Origin of the sequence: Pseudazoarcus pumilus (genome assembly GCF_002872475.1) — a bacterium.
In the GTDB taxonomy this organism is placed as follows: Bacteria; Pseudomonadota; Gammaproteobacteria; order Burkholderiales; family Rhodocyclaceae; genus Pseudazoarcus; species Pseudazoarcus pumilus.
In genome coordinates, this window is record NZ_CP025682.1 from 3,100,997 (window position 1) to 3,120,197 (window position 19,201).

Here is a 19,201-nt window from a genome sequence, read left to right on the forward strand (position 1 = left end):
TACGGACCCTGGTGGGGCCCCGCTGTCGTTGATGCGGCAGCGTGCCGCGAATGTCGGTAACTCGCAGGGCGCAATAACCGCAGGGCATTGCGCCGCATGTGGCTGGTCAAACGGCCGATCGCGCTGCGCTGACCCATCCTACGATAAAGGCAGCAAGCGCTGCAGATGTCCGATCAGGCGCGCACCGACCGCATCAAGGGTCTCATGCACGCCGAAATCCGCCAGCTGCGTCGTCACCAGCCCTTCGTAGCCGCAGGGGTTGATCCACGCGAACGGCGCCAGATCCATGTCGACGTTGAGCGCCAGGCCATGATAACTGCGCCCCTGCCGCACGCGAAGCCCGAGCGCGGCGATCTTGGCCTCGCCGACATATACGCCCGGCGCGCCGGCGCGGCGCTCGGCGGCGATGCCGTATTCGGCCAGGCAATCGATCAGCGCCTGTTCCATGATCGACACCAACTGGCGCACCTTGAGACCGCGCCGCGCCAGATCGATGAGCACGTAGGCCACGAGCTGACCCGGCCCATGGTAGGTGATCTGGCCGCCGCGGTCGGTCTTGAGCAGCGGGATGTCGCTCTCGCGCAGCAGGTGCTCGGCCCGACCCGCCTGACCCAGCGTGTACACCGGCGGGTGTTCGACCAGCCAGATCTCGTCGAGCGTATCGGGTGTGCGTGTGGCGGTGAAGGCGCGCATGGCTTCCCACGCGGCGGCGTATTCGACGCGGCCCGGGCGCTTGACGAGCAGGGCCGAACGCTCGACCACCACGGCCGCGCTCACAGCACCACCTTGACCATGGGGTGGGCGGTGAGCTCGCGGTAGAGTGCGTCGAGCTGCGCCTGCGAGTGCGCGCGCACGATGCAGGTCAGCGCCAGGTAGTTGCCCTTGCTCGACGGCCTCATCTCGACGCTGGCCGCGTCGAAGCCTTCGTCGTGGCGCAGCACGACCTCGACGATGGCCTGCGCGAAACCCTCCACGCGTGCGCCCATGATCTTGATCGGAAAATCACAGGGGAATTCGATCAGCGTCTCACGTCGTGTTTCGCTCATGCGCCACACTCCTCGATGCGCGCCTGCCGGAACCAGTCGATCATCGCGCGCGTCACCGGCCCGGGGCGCCCGCTGCCCACCGGTTTGTCGTCGAGCCGCGTGATCGGCAGCACCTCCTTGGTCGAGGAGGTCAGCCACAGTTCGTCGGCCGAGTGCACCTCCTCCTCGCGGATCTCGCGCACTTCGGTCGCCTGGCCGTGCTTCGCGGCCAGTTCGAGCACCACGTCGCAGGTGATGCCCGGCAGCATCAGATGACTCTTGGGCGGCGCGAGCAGCACACCGTCGCGGACCACGAAGATGTTCGAGGCGCTGCCTTCGGTGAGGAAACCGTCGCGAAACAGCACGGTCTCCGCGCAGCCCTGCTCGACGGCAAGCTGGCGCAGCAGGCAGTTGGCGAGCAGCGCGGTGGTCTTCAGATCGCAGCGCAGCCAGCGATTGTCGGCTGCGCTGACCGCGGACACGCCGCGCTCGAGCTGTTCGGGCGCAATCGGCGCCAGCGCATCGGCGGTCATGAACACGGTCGGCGGCAGATCGTGCGGGAAGGCGTGGTTGCGCACCGTATCCGCGCCGCGCGTGACCTGCACATACACCGCCTGCGCCGGCCAGTGGTGGGCGGCGACCAGTCGCTGCACCAGGTCCGTCCACTCGGCGTGCGAATGCGGGTTGGCGATGCCAATGCCGGCCAGCGAACGTTGCAGACGCGCAAGATGCGCATCCAGCCGGAAGGCTCGCCCGCCATACACCGGGATGACCTCGTACACACCGTCGCCGAACAGGAAACCGCGATCCATCGGCGAGATGCGCGCTTCGCTGCGCGGCACGAAGCCGCCATTCAGATAGCAGATGCTCACAGGCTCTTGATCCACAGTACGAGCGCATCCCAGAAGCGCTTGAAGAAGCCCGCCTGCTCGATGTCGGTCAGCGCGACGACCGGAAAGCGGCCGATCTCCTCGCCTTCTGCGACCAGTGTGAGCGTGCCCACCTCCTGTCCGCGCGAGATCGGCGCGAGCACCGGCTGCTTGCTCTCGAGCCGCGCCTCGATGCGGTCGACCTGCCCCTTGGGCATGGACATCACGAAATCCTCGGTAAAGCCCACCGGGACTTCGTCGGTCTTGCCCTTCCACACGCGGAAGGTGGAGACCTCCTGCTCGGCCTGGTACAGGCGTCGCGTGTCGAAGAACTGAAAGCCGTAGTTGAGCAGCTTGAGCGACTCCTGCGCGCGCGTGCCTTCGGACTCTGCGCCGAGCACGATGGAGACCAAACGGCGCGGGCCACGCGTGGCCGAGGACACCAGGCAGTAACCGGCTGCCCGGGTATAACCCGTTTTCATCCCGTCAACGGTGGAATCCAGCCACAGCAGCCGGTTGCGGTTGGGCTGGGTGATGTCGTTGTAGGTGTATTCGCGCATCGAGTACAGGCGGTAGAACTCGGGGAAATCGCGAATCAGCGCCGAGGCGAGCAGCGCCAGATCGTTGGCGGTGGTGTAGAGCTTGGGGTCGGGCAGACCATGCGAGTTGGCGAAGCTGGTATTGGTCATGCCCAGACGCTCGGCCTCGCGGTTCATCATGTGCACAAAGGCCTCTTCGGAACCGGCGACGCGTTCAGCCAAGGCCACGCAGGCATCGTTGCCGGACTGGATGATCATGCCGTGCAGCAGCTGCTCGACCGTGACCGGGCGGTTGGGCTCGATGAACATGCGCGAGCCGGTCATGCGCCAGGCCTTCTCCGAGACCTGCACCTCGTCGTCGAGGGCAATGGTCCCGGCCTTGACCGCCTGGAAGCTCAGATAAGCGGTCATCAGTTTGGTCAGCGAGGCCGGCTCGATGCGCTCATCGGCGTTGTGAGAGACCAGCGTCTGTCCGGTGCGATGATCGATCAGCAGCCAGGCATTGGCGGCGACGGCGGGCGGGGGCGGAATCGCGGCGGAGGCGGCGAGCGGAAGGACGAAGCAGAGCAAAGTGATCAGAAAGCGCATGACAGCCTGTGATGAAGATGCAGGCCCGCGAACGGGCCGGTGGGTGGAAAACGATTGGCGTGACCCAGCGCATTGACCGCGCGGACACGCCGTAATTCAGCGCATGACGAGATAGGGTTGCACTTCCAGTGTGGCGAGTACGCGACCGGCGAAACGGCGCGCCTCGTCGACCGACGCGAACGGCCCGATCTGCAGACGGTAGCGACCGTCGCCGTCGAGCAGGTGGAGCTGATCGGTGAGCATCTCGAGTTCCTCGCGCACGCGCACCATCAGGTGCGCGGCGTTGGCCGGGGTGTCGAAGGCGCCCAGTTGCAGATAGGGCGCACGCGCGGCGGCGGTAACCGAGTGGGCGAGCGAACCCGCCTGCGCCGCGTCGGGCGCATCTGCGCCGGCAGCGTGCGCATCGGCCACGTACACGGGCCGGATCTCGCGCACCGCGGCCTCGGCCACGTCGATGTCCTCGGGCAGCAGCAGCTCGACCTCGACGCGCGCACTGCCGGCGTTGATGAAACCCAGGCGGTGCGCCGCGGCATACGACAGGTCGATCAGGCGGCCACGCAGGAAGGGGCCACGGTCATTGACGCGAACGATGACCGAGCGCCCGTTTCCGGTGTTGGTCACGCGCGCGTAGCTGGGCAGTGGCAGCGTCGGATGCGCCGCCGTCATCGCATACATGTCGTAGGTCTCGCCGATGGCCGTCTTGCGCCCGTGGAACTTGCGGCCGTACCAGCTCGCGTGGCCGACCTCGCGGTACGGCCCCAGTTCGGTCATCGGCTCGAAGCGCTGGCCCATGACGCGATAGGGGCGCAGCGACGGCCGATACAGCGACTCGACGCGCGGAATGGCGTCGGGCACTTGATCGAGATTGGCCGGAATCATCGCGTGCGGGCCATCGTCCTGGTAGTAGCCGGCGCCGCGCGGCGCTGGAACCATCTCCGGTTTCTCCGGCTGCTGGCGTTGCGGGATGGTCGCGAGGAGATCGTCGAGATCATCGTCCCGGGCGACCTCGACCGGTGCCGTGCCGCAGGCGGCGAGCATCACCACGCTGCCGGCGAGTAACGCGCCGCGCGCTGCGCGCAAGGGACGAAAAATTGAAATCAGGGTAATCATGTCGTTGTGAATCAGTCCTTTGCAACATTCCGGCTGCGCGCGACGCTCATGAGCATACCGACGCCGATGCACAGTGTCACCAGCGCCGTACCGCCGTAACTGAGAAATGGCAGGGGCACGCCGACCACCGGCAGGATGCCGCTGACCATGCCGATGTTCACGAAAGCATAGGTGAAAACCATCATCGTCACCGCCCCGGCGAGCAGCCGTGCGCCCAGCGTGGCCCCGCGCGCGGCGATGAACAGACCGCGCAGCAGGAACAGCAGATAGGTCACGATCAGGGCGAGCGCACCGACGAGGCCGAACTCCTCGCCCAGCACCGCGAAGATGAAGTCGGTGTGCCGCTCGGGGATGAAGGCCAGGTGGGTCTGCGTGCCCTCCATCCAGCCCTTGCCCCACAGCCCGCCGGAGCCGATCGCGATGGTCGACTGGATGGTGTGGAAGCCGCGACCGAGCGGATCCTGAGTCGGGTCGAGCAGCGTGCACACGCGCTGCTTCTGGTACTCGCGCAGCACCTGCCAGTCCACCCCGGGCTGGCAGATCTGATCACCGAAACCGACGATGGCGACGATCCCGGCCAGCGCGACGAACGCCACTGGCACGATCAGCTTCCACGACAGGCCGGCGAAGAACAGCACATACACACCGGCAGCGGCCACCAGCAGGCTGGTGCCCAGATCCGGCTGCACGACGATCAGGCCGAGCGGGATCGCCAGCAGCAGACCGCCGACGACGAAATCGTGGAAACGGACCGCGTCCTCGCGCAACTGGAAGTACCACGCCAGCATCAGCGGCACGGCGATCTTCATCAGTTCGGAGGGCTGGATGCGCACCACACCCAGATCGAGCCAGCGCTGCGCGCCCTTGGACGATTCGCCGAAGAACAGCACTCCGAGCAACAGCACAACCCCGCCCAGATACAAGGGCAGCGCCGCCTGCAGCAGGCGCTTGGTCGGAATCGCGGCGACGATCCACATCAGGGTCAGGGCAACGCCGACATGCATCTGCATTGCCGGCAGGCGCTCGGGCGAGGCGCTGGTCATCAGCACCCAGGCGGCGCCCAGCAGCAACGCCAGCAACAGGCACAGTACCGGGTCGAGCGGACGCAGCACGGCCGCGATCAGCGCGACGGGGTTGAAGCGGCGCCCGGTCATGGTTCGAGCTCCGTCGCGACGACCTCATCGAGTTCGCCGGCCTGGGACTCGACCCGCCGGCCGAGCAGGTAGTAATCGAACAACTTGCGCGCGACCGGGGCGGCCGACTGCGAACCGAAACCGCCATTCTCGACGAACACGGCCAGCGCGATCGTCGGCGCCTCCGCCGGCGCGAAGCCGATGAACCAGGCGTGGTCGCGCAGCCGCTCGGCGAGTTCCTCCGAGACGTATTTCTGGCCGCGCAGCGAAAACACCTGGGCGGTGCCCGTCTTGCCGCCGGCGTCGTAGGGCGCATCGGCGAACACGGCCGAGGCCGTGCCGACCTTGGTGACGTCGACCATCGCACGCTTGAGTGCATCGACGTGGCTGCGCACCAGCGGCACGAAACGCTCGGGCTGGGAGGCCGGGTGACGAATCTCGCCGCTCAGGCCGTCGACGATGCGCCGCACCAGATGCGGCCTGCGCACCTCGCCGTAATTGAGCACCACCGACAGCGCATGCGCCATCTGCAGCGGCGTGTAGGCATTGTAGCCCTGACCGATGGCCACCGAGATGGTCTCGCCACCGTACCACTGCTGGTGTTCGCGTGACTTGAAGCGCGCGCGCTTCCACGCTGGCGACGGCAGCACTCCGGGCGCTTCGCCCGGAATGTCGATGCCTGTGCGGCTGCCAAAGCCGAACTGCGACATGAAGGCGGCGATGGCCTCGATGCCCATCTCGTGCGCGAGTTCGTAGTAATAGGTGTTGCACGAATAGACGATGCTGCGGTGCAGGTCCACACCGTGCTGACATTTGGACTTGCGATCGACCAGACGTTGCGCACCGACGGTAAACAACCCCTGGTTGTCGAAGCTGTCCTCGGGCATGCGTATGCCGCTGGCCAGTCCGGCCAGCGCCATGAACGGCTTGTAGGTCGAGCCGGGCGGATAGGCACTGTAGATGGCGCGATTGAGCAGCGGGTGTTCGGGAGAATCGGACAGTGCCCGCCAGTCGGCCACCGAGATGCCGTCGATGAACAGGTTGGGGTCGTAGCTCGGCGTCGACACAAGCGCGAGCACCTCGCCGGTGGCCGGCTCGATCGCCACCACCGCGCCACGCCGCGAACCCAGCGCGGCCTCGGCCGCGCGCTGCAAGCCCATGTGCAGGCTCAACTCCAGATCGCTGCCGTTGACCGGCGCGGTGCGCGCGAGCAGGCGGACCGCGCGCCCCGAGGCATTGACCTCGATCTGCTCGACGCCGGTCACGCCGTGCAGCTCGCGCTCGTAGGCCAGCTCGATGCCGCTCTTGCCCATGTACTCCGAGCCGCGGTAGTTGGCCGTCTCGCCGCGCGCGTCGATGCGTTGCAGTTCGCGCTCGTTGATGCGTCCGATGTAGCCGATTGCATGTGCCGCGGACTCGCCGTTCGGATAGTCGCGGAACAGTCGGGCACGCAGTTCGACCCCGGGCAGGCGGTACAGCCGCGCGGCCACCGCGGCGACCTCCTCGTCGTTCAGATGGGTGCGCAACGGCACGCTCTCGAAGTACTTGGTCTCCTGCAGACGACGCCGGAACCGGCGATCATCGCGCTCATCGAAGGGCAGCACCTCGCCCAGTTCGGCCAGCGCGGCGTCCAGGTCGCGCACCTGGGCAGGATTGATTTCGACGGTCCATGCCGAATAGTTGCGCGCCAACACCTCGCCGTGCCGGTCGTGAATCACTCCGCGGCGCGGCACCACCGGCAGCACCGCCACGCGGTTGCCCTCTGCGCGCGAATGGAAATAGTCGTACTGCGCGACCTGCAGGTGATACAGCCGCGCCGCGAGCACCACGAAGCACAGCGCGACGAACACCGCCGCGACCACGGCACGGCGGCGGAACCGGAACAAGGCTTCCTGGGGCGCACGAAACTCGGTCATCACCTGGCTCGATCCTCGCTCCGTGACGATGCGCCGCCCATCGTCAGATGGGCCGGTTGTCGTCGCGCTCGACCGGCTGGTACTGCGGCAACATCAGCAGGAAACTGAGCGGCCCCCACAAGACGGCCGCGGTGAGGCTCGACAGGAAGTAGGCCCAGCCCGGAAACTCCGCGCCGGCGACCAGCCGCACCAGCACCATCACGACCTGCGCAACGAGCAGCATCGGCAGCACGTGCAACGCCTGCTGCAGCGAGCCGAACCACAGCACGCGCCGCGACAGGCCGTTGGCCATGAAGGCGAGGATCACGTAGGCCAGCGCATGCTGGCCCATGGCCGCACCCTGGCCGATATCCACCAGCAGGCCGAACACGAAGCCGGTCATCATGCCGATGCGCCGGGGTTCGCGAATGCACCAGAAAACCAGCACCAGCGCGACCCACTCCGGCACGGCCGGCAGGCGCCCGGTGGGGATATAGGTCAGGACCAGCGCGGCGACGAGACTGAAGTAGATGAACCACGGGCGGGCGGGCTGGAGAATCCGGTTGGAACGATGCGTCGGTTGCATGGCGATCACTGCGCAGGCTCCGCCGCGGCGGACGCCTCCTCTCCCTTGAGCGCGCGACCGGTGCCGGGGCGCGGTGGCGGAACTTCCGAACGACCGACGGCGAGTACCTGCACGGCGCGCTCCACGCGCCCGATCGGCTCGCATTCGACCTCGAGGAAGACGCCGTCGCCGGGGCCCACGCGGCTCACCACAGCGACCGGCAGACCTGCCACGAACAGTCCGTCCAGTCCCGAAGTGACGAGCCGGTCGCCGGCCTGCACGTCGGTGCCCACCGGCACGAATCGCATGTCGAGCTCGCCTCGACCCGAACCGGCGAGCACGCCGCGCAGCCCGGTGCGTTCGATCTGCACCGGAACGACCTGTTCGCGGTCGGTGAGCAGCGTGACCTCGGCCTGTACCGGATAGACCCGCGTGATCTGCCCGATCAACCCGCGTGCGTCGACCACTGCGAGGCCGTCACGCACGCCATGGTGTGTGCCCTTGTCGAGAATCACCTTGCGCGAAAAGGGATCCGGCGCATCATAAAGGATTTCCGCACCCACACCGGTCAGCGCAACAGCCTGTGACAAACCGGCGAGCTTCCGCAGTTCGGCGTTCTCGCGCTCGAGTTGCTCGAAGCGCAGCAGACGCTGCGCGGCCTCCACCTGGCTGCGGCGCAGTTCGGCATTTTCGACCTGCACATCGACCAGCGTGGCGAAATAGACCGTGGCGTTGCGCAGGAAGCCGACCGGCGCGGCGGCCACCCGCTGCAGCGGATGAATGGCGACGGAGACGACCTGGCGCACGACCTCTAGATAACCGAAGCGGATGTCGGCGACGAGCATCGCCAGACAGATCGAGCACAGCAGCCCCAGCCGCGCCGGCGGCGACAGGCCACGACGAAAACTGGGCGGGGACGGGTGGCCGGCCAGTGACATGGATCAATACGGGGACGGCGGGAGCGGCAGCCGCAAGGCGTCCGTCCCGCGCGAGATCATTCGTGCGTGAAGATGGAGCCGAGCGTATCCATCTTTTCCAGCGCCATGCCGCAGCCGCGCGCGACGCAGGTCAGCGGCTCGTCGGCGACGATCACCGGCAGGCCGGTCTCCTCCATCAGCAGACGGTCGAGATCCTTGAGCAGCGCACCACCGCCGGTGAGCACCAGCCCGCGCTCGGCGATGTCCGCACCGAGTTCCGGCGGGGTCTGCTCGAGTGCGATCTTGACCGCCGAGACGATCTGGTTGAGCGGCTCGGTCACCGCCTCGAGCACTTCGTTGCTCGACACCGTGAAGCTGCGGGGAATGCCTTCGGCCAGGTTGCGGCCCTTGACCTCCATCTCGCGCACTTCGGAGCCGGGGAAGGCCGAGCCGATGGAATGCTTGATGTTCTCGGCCGTGGTGTCGCCGATGAGCATGCCGTAGTTGCGCCGGATGTAGTTGACGATGGCCTCGTCGAACTTGTCGCCGCCGACGCGCACCGAGCCGCTGTAGACCATGCCGCCGAGCGAGATCACGCCGACCTCGGTGGTGCCGCCGCCGATGTCGACGACCATGGAACCGGTCGCCTCGGACACCGGCATGCCCGCACCGATCGCAGCGGCCATGGGCTCCTCGATCAGGAAGACCTGGCTCGCGCCGGCGGCCAGCGCCGCGTCGCGGATCGCGCGGCGCTCGACCTGGGTCGAGCCGCAGGGCACACAGATGATGATGCGCGGGCTCGGCGAGAACATGCGCGAGTCGTGCACCTTCTTGATGAACTGCTTGATCATCTGCTCGGTGACGACGAAATCGGCGATCACGCCGTCCTTCATCGGGCGGATGGCGGTGATGTTGCCGGGTGTCTTGCCCAGCATCTGCTTGGCCTGGGCACCCACCGCCTGGATCGTGCGCTTGGCGTTGGGCCCGCCTTCGGTACGGATCGCAACGACCGAGGGCTCGTCGAGGACGATGCCCTTGCCGCGGACGTAGATGAGGGTATTGGCCGTGCCAAGGTCGATCGCGAGATCGCTGGAAAAATAGGAACGCAGAAAACCGAACATGAAGAATCCGAATACCGGTGAGGACCCACGGGCCCGACCCCCGCAAGCGCCGGAACCCGGACGGCAGAAGGCCGAAAGCGGATATGATACTCTACAAACTCCCCCGGTTTAACAGCATTTGTAAACACATGTCGCTCTCGCTCGACGAAGTTCGCAACATCGCCTCGCTGGCCCGCATCGACTTGTCCGACGCGGACGCCGAGGCCACCCGAGACAAGCTCAACGGCATATTCGGCCTGATCGAACAGATGCAGGCCGTCGACACCGACGGCGTCGAGCCGATGAGCCATCCGCAGGAAACCGCCCAGCGCCTGCGCGACGATCGCGTCACCGAAGGCGACCGGCGCGACGACTTCCAGCGCATCGCCCCGCAGACCGAAGCCGGTCTGTATCTGGTGCCGCGCGTCATCGAGTAAGCCCGAACCGCCCCCCGCCGGCCATCGCCGGCGCCACCGAACGCCCCAAATGATCGATTCCAGCCTGACCGAACTGCGTGCCGCGCTCGACACCGGCAAGACGACGAGCGTGGAACTCGCCACGCTCTTCCTCGACCGCATCGAGCGCCTCAACCCGGATCTGAACGCCTTCATCACGATAGATCGTGAGCGCGCGTTGCGCGAGGCCGCCGCAGCCGATGCGCGCATCGCGCGCAAGGATGCCGGACCGCTGACCGGCATCCCGCTCGCGCACAAGGACGTGTTCTGCACCGAGGGCGTGCTCACCACCTGCGGCTCGAAGATGCTCGCCAACTTCGTCAGTCCGTATGACGCGCACGTGGTCGGCAAACTGCGCAATGCCGGCGTCGTGATGCTCGGCAAGACCAACATGGATGAGTTCGCGATGGGCTCGAGCAACGAGAACTCGCACTTCGGCGCGACGAAGAACCCGTGGGATGTCACGCGAATCCCCGGCGGTTCGTCCGGCGGCTCGGCCGCGGCGGTGGCCGCACGCATGGTGCCGCTGGCCACCGGCACCGACACCGGCGGTTCAGTGCGCCAGCCCGCTGCGATGACCGGCGTGACCGGCATCAAGCCCACCTACGGCACGGTCAGCCGCTACGGCATGATCGCTTACGCCTCGTCCTTCGACCAGGCCGGCGTGTTCGCCGCCTCGGCCGAGGACTGCGCCCCGGTGCTCAGCGCCATGTGCGGCTTCGACCCGCGCGATTCCACCAGCCTGGAGCGCCCGGGCGAGGACTACGGGCGCGAGATCGCGCGCACGCCCACGGACCCGGAAAAGCCACTGGCCGGCCTGCGCATCGGACTGCCGGTGGAGTTCTTCGGCGAGGGCCTGGCCAACGACGTGCGCGCCGCGATCGAGGCCGCGCTCGACGCCTACCGCAAGCTCGGCGCCACCACGGTGGAGGTCGCCCTGCCCAACGCGAAGCTGGCGATCCCCGCCTATTACGTGCTCGCCCCGGCCGAGGCCTCGACCAACCTGTCGCGCTTCGACGGCGTGCGCTACGGGCACCGCGCAGCCGAATACACGGATCTGGACGACATGTACCGCAAGAGCCGCGGCGAGGGCTTCGGCGCCGAGGTCCAGCGGCGCATCCTGATCGGCACCTACGTGCTCTCGCACGGCTACTACGACGCCTATTACCTGAAGGCGCAGAAGCTGCGTCGCCTCATCGCCAGCGACTTCGCCCACGCCTTCGAGGCCTGCGACGTGATCGCCGGCCCGGTCAGCCCGACCACCGCCTGGAAACTCGGCGCGAAGACCGACGACCCGGTGCAGATGTATCTGTCCGACATCTACACCATCGCCATCAACCTCGCCGGCGTGCCAGGCGTGTCGCTGCCCTGCGGTTTCGGCGCGGACGCCATGCCGGTGGGCCTGCAACTCGTCGGCAATCATTTCGACGAAGCCCGCCTGCTCGATGTGGCGCATCGCTACCAGCAGGTCACCGACTGGCACCGCCGCCGGCCCGAAATCGCGGCGTGAGGAACTGACAGACATGAGCCAGAACACCTGGGAAGTGGTCATCGGACTGGAAGTCCATGCCCAGCTGAACACCGCATCCAAGATCTTCTCCGGCGCCTCGACCGCCTTCGGTGCCGACCCCAACCGCCAGGCCAGCGCCGTCGACATCGCGCTGCCCGGCGTGCTGCCGGTCCTCAACCGCGGCGCGGTCGAGCGCGCCATCCGCTTCGGTCTGGCCATCGGCGCGCATGTCGCGCCGAAGAGCATCTTCGCGCGCAAGAACTACTTCTACCCGGATCTTCCCAAGGGCTACCAGATCAGCCAGATGGACCTGCCGGTGGTGCAGGGCGGTGCGATCACGATCCGTGTCGGCGAAGGCGAGGCCGCCTACGAGAAGACCGTGAATCTCACCCGCGCGCACCTGGAAGAGGACGCGGGCAAGAGCCTGCACGAAGACTTCCACGGTATGAGCGGCATCGATCTGAACCGCGCCGGCACGCCGCTGCTCGAGATCGTCTCCGAACCGGAGATGAGCTCGTCGGCCGAGGCCGTGGCCTACGCCCGCGCGCTGCACGCGCTGGTGCGCTGGATCGAGATCTGCGACGGCAACATGCAGGAAGGCTCCTTCCGTTGCGACGCCAACGTCTCGGTGCGCCGCCCCGGTGACCCGCTGGGCACGCGGCGCGAGATCAAGAACCTGAACTCCTTCCGCTTTCTGCAGCAGGCCATCGACTACGAGGTGCAGTGGCAGATCGAACGGCTCGAGGACGGCGGGAGCATCCAGCAGGCCACCGTGCTGTTCGACCCCGACACCGGCGAGACGCGCGTGATGCGCACCAAGGAAGACGCGCACGATTACCGCTACTTCCCGGACCCAGACCTGCTGCCGCTGATCATCTCGCAGGAATGGATGGACGAGGTCGGCTCCGCCATGCCGGAACTGCCCGAGGCGATGAAGGCGCGCTTCATCCGCGAGTTCGGCCTGTCACCCTACGATGCGGCCACGTTGACAGCCTCGCGCGAGGTCGCAGCCTTCTTCCAGGCCACCGTCGACGCGGCAGGCAGCGCCCATGCCAAGCTGTGCGCCAACTGGGTCATGGGCGATCTGGCGGCACGGCTCAACAAGGCCGACCTGGACATCGCCAAATCTCCGGTTTCGGCCGCACAGATCGCCAGCCTGGTGCAGCGCATCGCCGACAACACGATTTCTAACAGCATCGGCCGCAAGGTCTTCGATACCCTGTGGAACGGCGACGGCGCGAGTGCCGACGAAATCATCGAGGCTCAGGGGCTCAAGCAGGTCACCGACTCGGGCGCGATCGAAGCGATGGTCGACGAGGTCCTCGCCGCAAACCAGAAGTCCGTGGACGAGTTCCGCGCCGGCAAGGACAAGGCGTTCAACGCACTGGTCGGCCAGGTCATGAAGGCCAGCCGCGGCAAGGCCAATCCGGCGCAGGTCAACGAGATCCTCAAACGCAAGCTGGGCGCCTGACGCCCGCAACGATACGGAGCCCCGACATGAAGCCCATCCTGATGCTGCCGCTGGCCGCCCTTGCAGGCGCCGCGCTCGCCAACCCGTTGCCGCCCGACCTGCCCACGCCCCGTGCCGGCCTGTGGGAGATGCAGACCAGGATGGTGGACATGGGCGGCATGTCGATGAACATGGAATCCTGCATGGACGGCAGCATCGAGGACCTGATGCGCCACCCGGAAGCCGAGAAGGCCGAGTGCACGGACATGAAGGTCGACTACTCAGGCAACCGCCTGCGCGCCAGCGCCACCTGCACGATCGAGGGCTCGAAGGCGCAGATCGTGTCCGACTTCACCGGCAACTTCGAGACCGCCTACCGCGGCGAGATCCGCAGTACCTTCACGCCGCCGCTGCATGGCATGAAGCAATCCACGGCCCAGGTCGAGAGCCGCTGGGTCGCGCCAAAGTGTCATCCCGGCCAGCGTCCCGGCGACACGCGCATGAAGGGGGGAGTGAACATCCCCGGCATGGGCAACATCGATCTGGACTCGATGATGAAGAACATGCCGGGCATGAACCGCTGACACCTTCTGCCCGGCTTGAGTCAGATCAATAACCAAACCCTAATTTAAGCGCATTCTTATACGGAAGAACCGTCCGTCCCGCACGCCGGGGAGAATGCCATGTCCGCACTCGTCGAATTCGTCGAAGCCGTCGGTGACCACCGCGCGCTGGCGCTGGCGGGTCTGGCGGTCGGCACGCTGTTCGGCTTCTTCGCCCAGCGCTCGCGCTTTTGTCTGCGCGCTGCCGTGGTCGAGGTCGCGCGCGGGCAACTGGGCGCGCGCCTGGCCGTATGGCTGTTCGCGTTCTCGGCCGCCGTGGTCGCCACCCAACTCCTTGCGCTGGCCGGTCAGTTCGACACTGCCAACGTGCGCCAGCTCGCCAGCCGCGGCAGCGTTTCGGGCGCATTGATCGGCGGCCTGCTGTTCGGCATCGGCATGGTCCTCGCGCGCGGCTGCTCCAGCCGCCTGCTGGTGCTCGCCGCAAACGGCAACCTGCGCGCCTTGCTGTCCGGTCTGATCTTCGCAGTTACCGCCCAGGCCTCGATGGGCGGCGTGCTCGCGCCGGCGCGCGAATGGATCGGCGCGCTATGGACGGTCGACGGCGGCGCCGCGCGCGACCTGCTGGCGACGACCGGAATGGGCAACGCCGGCGGTCTGGCTTTCGGTCTGGTGTGGCTGGCCGCCGGCGTGTTCTTCGCACTGCGCAGCCGCGTGTCGCTCTGGGGCTGGATCGGCGGCATCGGCGCCGGCGCGATGGTGGCCGCCGCATGGTGGGCCAACTTCGCCCTGTCGCAGGTCACCTTCGAACCCACGCCGGTGAAGAGCCTGTCCTTCACCGGCCCTGCCGCCGACATGCTGATGCTGGTGCTCTCGCCCGTCGGACAGAGCCTGAACTTCGACCACGGCATGATTCCCGGCGTGTTCCTGGGCTCCTTCGTCGCCGCGTGGTTCGCTCGCGAACTCAAGCTCGAAGGCTTCCAGGGGGGTGCTGCGATGCGCCGCTACATCGTCGGCGCGGTGCTGATGGGCTTCGGCGGCATGCTCGCCGGCGGGTGCGCGGTCGGCGCCGGCGTGTCCGGTGCGGCGGTGTTCGCACTCACCGCGTGGCTGACGCTGTGCGGCATGTGGGCCGGCGCGGCGCTGACCGACTGGCTGGTCGACCGTCGGCCGCGTGGTGCGACCACCGACGCGGCACTGCAGGGCGCACCCGCCCATCCCTGACGCGCCACCCATCTATAATCGGGGCGTTGCCTGCACCGGATGTTCCCTGATGTGTCAATTGCTAGGAATGAACTGCAATGTCCCGACGGACATCTGCTTCTCGTTCACCGGTTTTCGCGCGCGCGGTGGTCTCACCGACCACCATCGTGACGGCTGGGGCATCGCCTTCTTCGAAGGCCGCGGCGTGCGCGTCTTTCTCGATCCGCAGCCCAGCGCCGACTCGCCCGTGGCCGAACTGGTGCGCCACTACCCGATCCGCTCGCTCAACGTCATCGCCCACATCCGCAAGGCCACACAGGGGGACATCCGGCTCGACAACACCCATCCGTTCCAGCGCGAGCTGTGGGGCCGCTACTGGATCTTTGCCCACAACGGTCATCTGCGCGACTACGCACCGGTGCTGGGCGGGCGCTTCCGGCCGGTCGGCACGACCGATTCCGAGCGCGCCTTCTGCCACATCCTGCAGACACTGGCCGAGCGCTTTCCCGACGGCCCACCGGATGCGCGCACGTTGCACGCGACCCTGCGCGAACTGGCGATCGAGATCGGCAGCCGCGGGGAATTCAACTTCCTGCTGTGCAACGGGGAACGGCTGTTCGCACATTGCTCCAGCCGACTGGTCTACATCATCCGCCAGGCGCCGTTCTCGACCGCGCACCTGTCGGACGAGGACGTGAGCGTCGATTTCGACAGCGTGACCACGCCCGACGACCGCGTCGCCGTGATCGCCACGCTGCCGCTGACCGACAACGAGCGCTGGACGCAGATCGAGCCCGGCACATTGCTGAGCTTCCTGCACGGTGCCCCGGAGGCACTCGGTTCGACCCGCACCGTCGCCCAGCCGGTGACGCCGCCACATGGCGCACCCGCGCCGCGCGAGGCGTTATAATCCCGCCATCATGGATACCCGAGACGCTACCCACTGCCCCTTGTGCGACCCGCGAGGCGACCGCATCGTCTGGCAGGACGCGCGCTGCCGCGTGATCCTCGTGCTCGAACCCGACTATCCGGGCTATTGCCGCGTCGTCTGGAAGGATCACATCGTCGAGATGAGCGACCTGTCGGCCGCCGACCGTCGCCACCTGATGGACGTGGTCTTCGCCACCGAAGCGGCCCTGCGCGAACTGATGACACCCGACAAGATCAATCTCGCCAGTCTCGGCAACCTCGTGCCCCATCTGCACTGGCACGTCATACCGCGCCATCGTGACGACCGGCATTACCCGCAGCCCATCTGGGGCACGCCCGAGCGCACCCCGACCCTGCGTGCCGAGCCCGACGAGCGCGCGCTCGGCGAGGCCATCGTACGCCACCTGAGCTGAGCGTCACGCGCGCCGCCCCGCGGAGAACCGCATGAGCAAGCCGACCCCGGACGAATGCCTCGCGGCGCTGCGCGCACTGCACGGGCGTGGCGGACAGGACGTACATGGCGAGTTGCGCAGCCTGATCGACGTGGTCGGTCAATGCACGCCGCCGTCGGCAGGCTGGCTGGACGTACTCGAGGCGCTGCGCGAGCCGCTCGAGCACGCCCAGTCGGCGCTCTCGCACCAGTACGCCGAACGACCCGCAGCCCCCGGAGAGGACGCCGACCTCGCCCTGCACGAAGTCAGCGAGACCTGGCTGGAACTGGCGCAGGCCTATGCGCTGCTCGCGCGCGATACGGCGATCGGCCCCTCGGCCAGCACGCACGCGCTCCTCGCGCAACGCCGCGTGCATTACTGCGCGGCCGCGCTGATCGAGTTCATCCAGGCGCGCCGCGCGGTGCCGGCCGGCATGTGGGGCGCACTCAACGCAGCCTTCGCCGACGCCGAAGCGCGCGGTTTCGCGTGGACGCGCGCGCCCGATGCGCTCAACCGCGCCTGGCAGGCGCAGAGCGCGGCCGAGGCGCATGCCGAAGCGCTGCTCATCGACCTCTCCAACCCATTCGCCTTCGACGCCGGACAGCTTGTCACCGTGCGCGAACTGGCGCGCTATTTCGCGCCCTATTGCCGGCTGCTGCCCGAGGGCAGCGACGCCGAGGACGGCCGGCGCACGGCCTACGCGCTGGATCTGGGTTCCGACCGGGGCCTGCGTCCGCTCGACACACTCGATGCGGGCGCACCACTGCGGCGCTTCGACAGCAGCCAGCTCGTCGAGCGCTTCCGCGAAGTCGCCACACGGCTGCGCAAGAGCGGCCAGGCCGGTGACCTCGGCCTGAGCGCAGCGATCACCGCGGAGGACGTGGTGCAGTTGCTTCTGTCGCTGTACAAGCCGTGGGCACGCGGCGCCACCGGGCGCCGCTTCGCGCGCCGCCCCGGGCGCGGCACCGCGGAGCTGAACGGCGACTGGAATTCGATCGCCTTCTTCATCACCGGCAAGCCCTTCGAACAGCCGACGATGAACACCATCGAGCGCAGCATCCGCGCCGACGAACGCATGCTCACGCTGGGCGAGCGCGTCACCGACATCATGATCGACGATCGCCCCGACCGACAGCGGGTCGCGGCGCGGCATGGCCATATCTGCACGCAATGGGAAATGCTCGACCAGTCATTGGGCGGCTTCCGGCTGCGTCGGCGCGGCAGCACCGAGCGGCTCGAACACCGCGGGCTGGTCGCCATCCGGCCCAACGACGCGAAGAGCTTCATGCTCGGCGTGGTGGGCTGGGTGATGTATCGCGAGGACGGCGCGCTCGATGCCGGCGTCAAACTGATGAACGGTCTGCCGCGCGTGGTGGCGATCCGTTCGGTCGGCATCGGGCGCGAGCGTTCGGACATCGAGTTCCAGATGGCCTTCCTGCTCGAAGCGACGCCGGCCCTCAAGTCACCCGCCACGCTGGTGATTCCGGCCGGCTATTTTTTGCCACACCGCGTCGTTGAGGTGCACGACGGACGCTTGCGTGGCTATCGTCTGCTGGAGATCGTCGAGCGCGGCGCGAACTTCGATCAGGTCACCTTCGAGGCGGTCAAGGTCGTCGCGTAAGCCGCGTCGCCGGAAAGCGCACGGCGAAACGGCTTCCCTTGCCGGGTGCGCTGTCGATGCACAGTTCCGCCTGATGTCGCGAAACGATGTGCTTGACGATGGCCAGCCCCAGACCCGTGCCGCCTGTTTCGCGGGAACGCCCCTTGTCGACGCGAAAGAATCGCTCGGTCAGGCGCGAGATGTTGCGCGCATCGATGCCGATGCCGTCATCGGTCACCGAGAACTCGCCACCGTCGTCGTCACTGCGCCACGCGAGCGCGATGCTGCCACCGGCCGGAGTATAGCGCACGGCGTTGCTGGCCAGATTGGCGAAGGCCGAATGCAGCTCCTTCTGACTGCCGAGCAGGATGTCGGCGCGGGCATCGTCGTGCAGATCCAGCGTGATCGCGTGGCGACCATTGGATAGCAGTTCGGCCTCCTGCGCGATGGTGCGCAGCAGATCACCGACATCCACCCGTTCCTCGTGCGGCGCCGGCGCGCCGGTCTCCAACGCCGAGAGCGTGAGCAGATCCTCGATCAGACGCTGCATGCGCGTCGATTGCTCGAGCGCGAGATTCAGGAAGCGTTCCACGTCCTCACGCGGCAGATCGTCGAGTCCGTCGGCCACGGTCTCGACGAAGCCGGATACGACGGTCAGCGGCGTACGCAGTTCGTGCGAGACGTTGGCGATGAAATCCTGGCGCATGGTCTCGAGCTTTTCGAGCTGGGTGATGTCGCGCGAGATCAGCATCTTCTGGCCACCGCCGAAGGGCACGATCTGCACCAGCAGGCGCCGGTCGGTGCGCCGCGGCGAGGGAATCACCAGCGGCTCATCCGTTCCGCCCGCCTCGAGATAGGCCACCAGCTCGGGCACGCGCACGATCGCCACCAGAGGCAGGCCCACGTCCTTGGCCTGCGACAGCCCCAGGTGCTGCTCGGCTCGGCGATTCATCCATTCCACCGCATCGTTGGTGGACAGATACACGATGCCGTCGGGCATGGCCTCACCCGCGGAACGGAAACGCTCCAGCGTTTCCATGTGGCGCTGGCGTTCCTCGCGTCCGTCGCGCGCGCGGCATTCGAGTTCGTGGAACACGGGACGCCATGCGCCGTGGCCTTCGGGCGCCGGGGAGTCGTCGCGCAGGCGCGCCCACTGTGCGAGCCGCTGCAGGTTAGACAGATGATGGTCGAGCAGCCCCAGCAGTACGAGGATGAACACGCCGACGCCGAACCACGGGCCGAAGGCGAAACCCACGACGAGCGCGATCAAGGCGCATACCAGAATGAAGATCAGCGATCCGGACCAGATCTTGTACATGGA

At 67.3% G+C, this 19,201-nt stretch carries 19 protein-coding genes; 8 read left to right on the forward strand and 11 right to left on the reverse strand.

Going from position 1 to position 19,201, the window contains the following annotated elements; genetic code table 11:
* Positions 1-138: 138 nt before the first annotated feature.
* The 10 genes from lipB to C0099_RS15250 form a co-directional block, all read right to left on the reverse strand.
* The gene (lipB, locus tag C0099_RS15205) at positions 139-777 is read right to left on the reverse strand and encodes a lipoyl(octanoyl) transferase LipB (protein ID WP_173768966.1); all 639 of its coding nucleotides are present in this window, start codon (positions 775-777) and stop codon (positions 139-141) included.
* Positions 774-1,046, reverse strand: a complete 273-nt coding sequence (locus tag C0099_RS15210; RefSeq protein WP_102248210.1) for a YbeD family protein — start codon at positions 1,044-1,046, stop codon at positions 774-776. Before C0099_RS15210 ends, lipB begins: the two co-directional genes overlap by 4 nt.
* Entirely contained in the window at positions 1,043-1,897 is an 855-nt protein-coding gene (locus C0099_RS15215) for a D-amino acid aminotransferase (protein ID WP_102248211.1), read from the reverse strand. Before C0099_RS15215 ends, C0099_RS15210 begins: the two co-directional genes overlap by 4 nt.
* Entirely contained in the window at positions 1,894-3,021 is a 1,128-nt protein-coding gene (locus C0099_RS15220; protein WP_102248212.1) for a D-alanyl-D-alanine carboxypeptidase family protein, read from the reverse strand. The genes C0099_RS15215 and C0099_RS15220 overlap by 4 nt, the downstream gene beginning before the upstream one ends.
* Positions 3,022-3,117: 96 nt before the next feature.
* Positions 3,118-4,131, reverse strand: coding sequence for a septal ring lytic transglycosylase RlpA family protein (locus tag C0099_RS15225; RefSeq protein WP_102248213.1), 1,014 nt, complete (start codon positions 4,129-4,131; stop codon positions 3,118-3,120).
* An 11-nt stretch (positions 4,132-4,142) separates the two neighbouring features.
* The gene (rodA, locus tag C0099_RS15230; protein WP_102248214.1) at positions 4,143-5,285 is read right to left on the reverse strand and encodes a rod shape-determining protein RodA; all 1,143 of its coding nucleotides are present in this window, start codon (positions 5,283-5,285) and stop codon (positions 4,143-4,145) included.
* Positions 5,282-7,180, reverse strand: coding sequence for a penicillin-binding protein 2 (mrdA, locus tag C0099_RS15235; RefSeq protein WP_102248215.1), 1,899 nt, complete (start codon positions 7,178-7,180; stop codon positions 5,282-5,284). The genes rodA and mrdA overlap by 4 nt, the downstream gene beginning before the upstream one ends.
* 43 nt (positions 7,181-7,223) lie before the next feature.
* A complete protein-coding gene (gene mreD / locus C0099_RS15240; RefSeq protein WP_102248539.1) occupies positions 7,224-7,745 on the reverse strand; it encodes a rod shape-determining protein MreD in 522 nt (173 codons plus the stop codon).
* A 5-nt stretch (positions 7,746-7,750) separates the two neighbouring features.
* Positions 7,751-8,662 carry a rod shape-determining protein MreC gene (gene mreC / locus C0099_RS15245; RefSeq protein WP_102248216.1) on the reverse strand — a complete coding sequence of 304 codons (912 nt, stop codon included), beginning with the start codon at positions 8,660-8,662 and terminating at the stop codon, positions 7,751-7,753.
* A gap of 56 nt (positions 8,663-8,718) precedes the next feature.
* The gene (locus C0099_RS15250; RefSeq protein ID WP_102248217.1) at positions 8,719-9,762 is read right to left on the reverse strand and encodes a rod shape-determining protein; all 1,044 of its coding nucleotides are present in this window, start codon (positions 9,760-9,762) and stop codon (positions 8,719-8,721) included.
* 128 nt (positions 9,763-9,890) lie between these two features.
* Here C0099_RS15250 and gatC point away from each other — a divergent pair, with 128 nt between their 5' ends.
* From gatC to C0099_RS15290, 8 genes are all read left to right on the forward strand, one after another.
* Positions 9,891-10,178, forward strand: coding sequence for an Asp-tRNA(Asn)/Glu-tRNA(Gln) amidotransferase subunit GatC (gene gatC / locus C0099_RS15255; protein WP_102248218.1), 288 nt, complete (start codon positions 9,891-9,893; stop codon positions 10,176-10,178).
* Between the two features lie 49 nt (positions 10,179-10,227).
* On the forward strand, positions 10,228-11,706 hold the full coding sequence (gatA, locus tag C0099_RS15260; RefSeq protein WP_102248219.1) for an Asp-tRNA(Asn)/Glu-tRNA(Gln) amidotransferase subunit GatA: 1,479 nt from the start codon (positions 10,228-10,230) through the stop codon (positions 11,704-11,706).
* Between the two features lie 13 nt (positions 11,707-11,719).
* The gene (gene gatB / locus C0099_RS15265; protein ID WP_102248220.1) at positions 11,720-13,177 is read left to right on the forward strand and encodes an Asp-tRNA(Asn)/Glu-tRNA(Gln) amidotransferase subunit GatB; all 1,458 of its coding nucleotides are present in this window, start codon (positions 11,720-11,722) and stop codon (positions 13,175-13,177) included.
* 26 nt (positions 13,178-13,203) lie between these two features.
* Positions 13,204-13,740 carry a DUF3617 domain-containing protein gene (locus C0099_RS15270; protein ID WP_102248221.1) on the forward strand — a complete coding sequence of 179 codons (537 nt, stop codon included), beginning with the start codon at positions 13,204-13,206 and terminating at the stop codon, positions 13,738-13,740.
* A gap of 99 nt (positions 13,741-13,839) precedes the next feature.
* On the forward strand, positions 13,840-14,940 hold the full coding sequence (locus tag C0099_RS15275; RefSeq protein WP_102248222.1) for a YeeE/YedE family protein: 1,101 nt from the start codon (positions 13,840-13,842) through the stop codon (positions 14,938-14,940).
* 49 nt (positions 14,941-14,989) lie between these two features.
* A complete protein-coding gene (locus C0099_RS15280; protein WP_102248223.1) occupies positions 14,990-15,829 on the forward strand; it encodes a class II glutamine amidotransferase in 840 nt (279 codons plus the stop codon).
* A 10-nt stretch (positions 15,830-15,839) separates the two neighbouring features.
* A complete protein-coding gene (locus C0099_RS15285) occupies positions 15,840-16,262 on the forward strand; it encodes an HIT family protein (RefSeq protein ID WP_102248224.1) in 423 nt (140 codons plus the stop codon).
* Between the two features lie 31 nt (positions 16,263-16,293).
* On the forward strand, positions 16,294-17,901 hold the full coding sequence (locus C0099_RS15290) for a hypothetical protein (RefSeq protein WP_102248225.1): 1,608 nt from the start codon (positions 16,294-16,296) through the stop codon (positions 17,899-17,901).
* On the opposite strand, the gene phoR is transcribed toward C0099_RS15290, so the two are convergent.
* Positions 17,885-19,198 (reverse strand): phosphate regulon sensor histidine kinase PhoR, encoded by a 1,314-nt coding sequence (phoR, locus tag C0099_RS15295; protein ID WP_102248226.1) that lies wholly within the window; start codon positions 19,196-19,198, stop codon positions 17,885-17,887. The two genes, C0099_RS15290 and phoR, sit on opposite strands and share 17 nt — an antisense overlap.
* Positions 19,199-19,201: the final 3 nt, after the last annotated feature.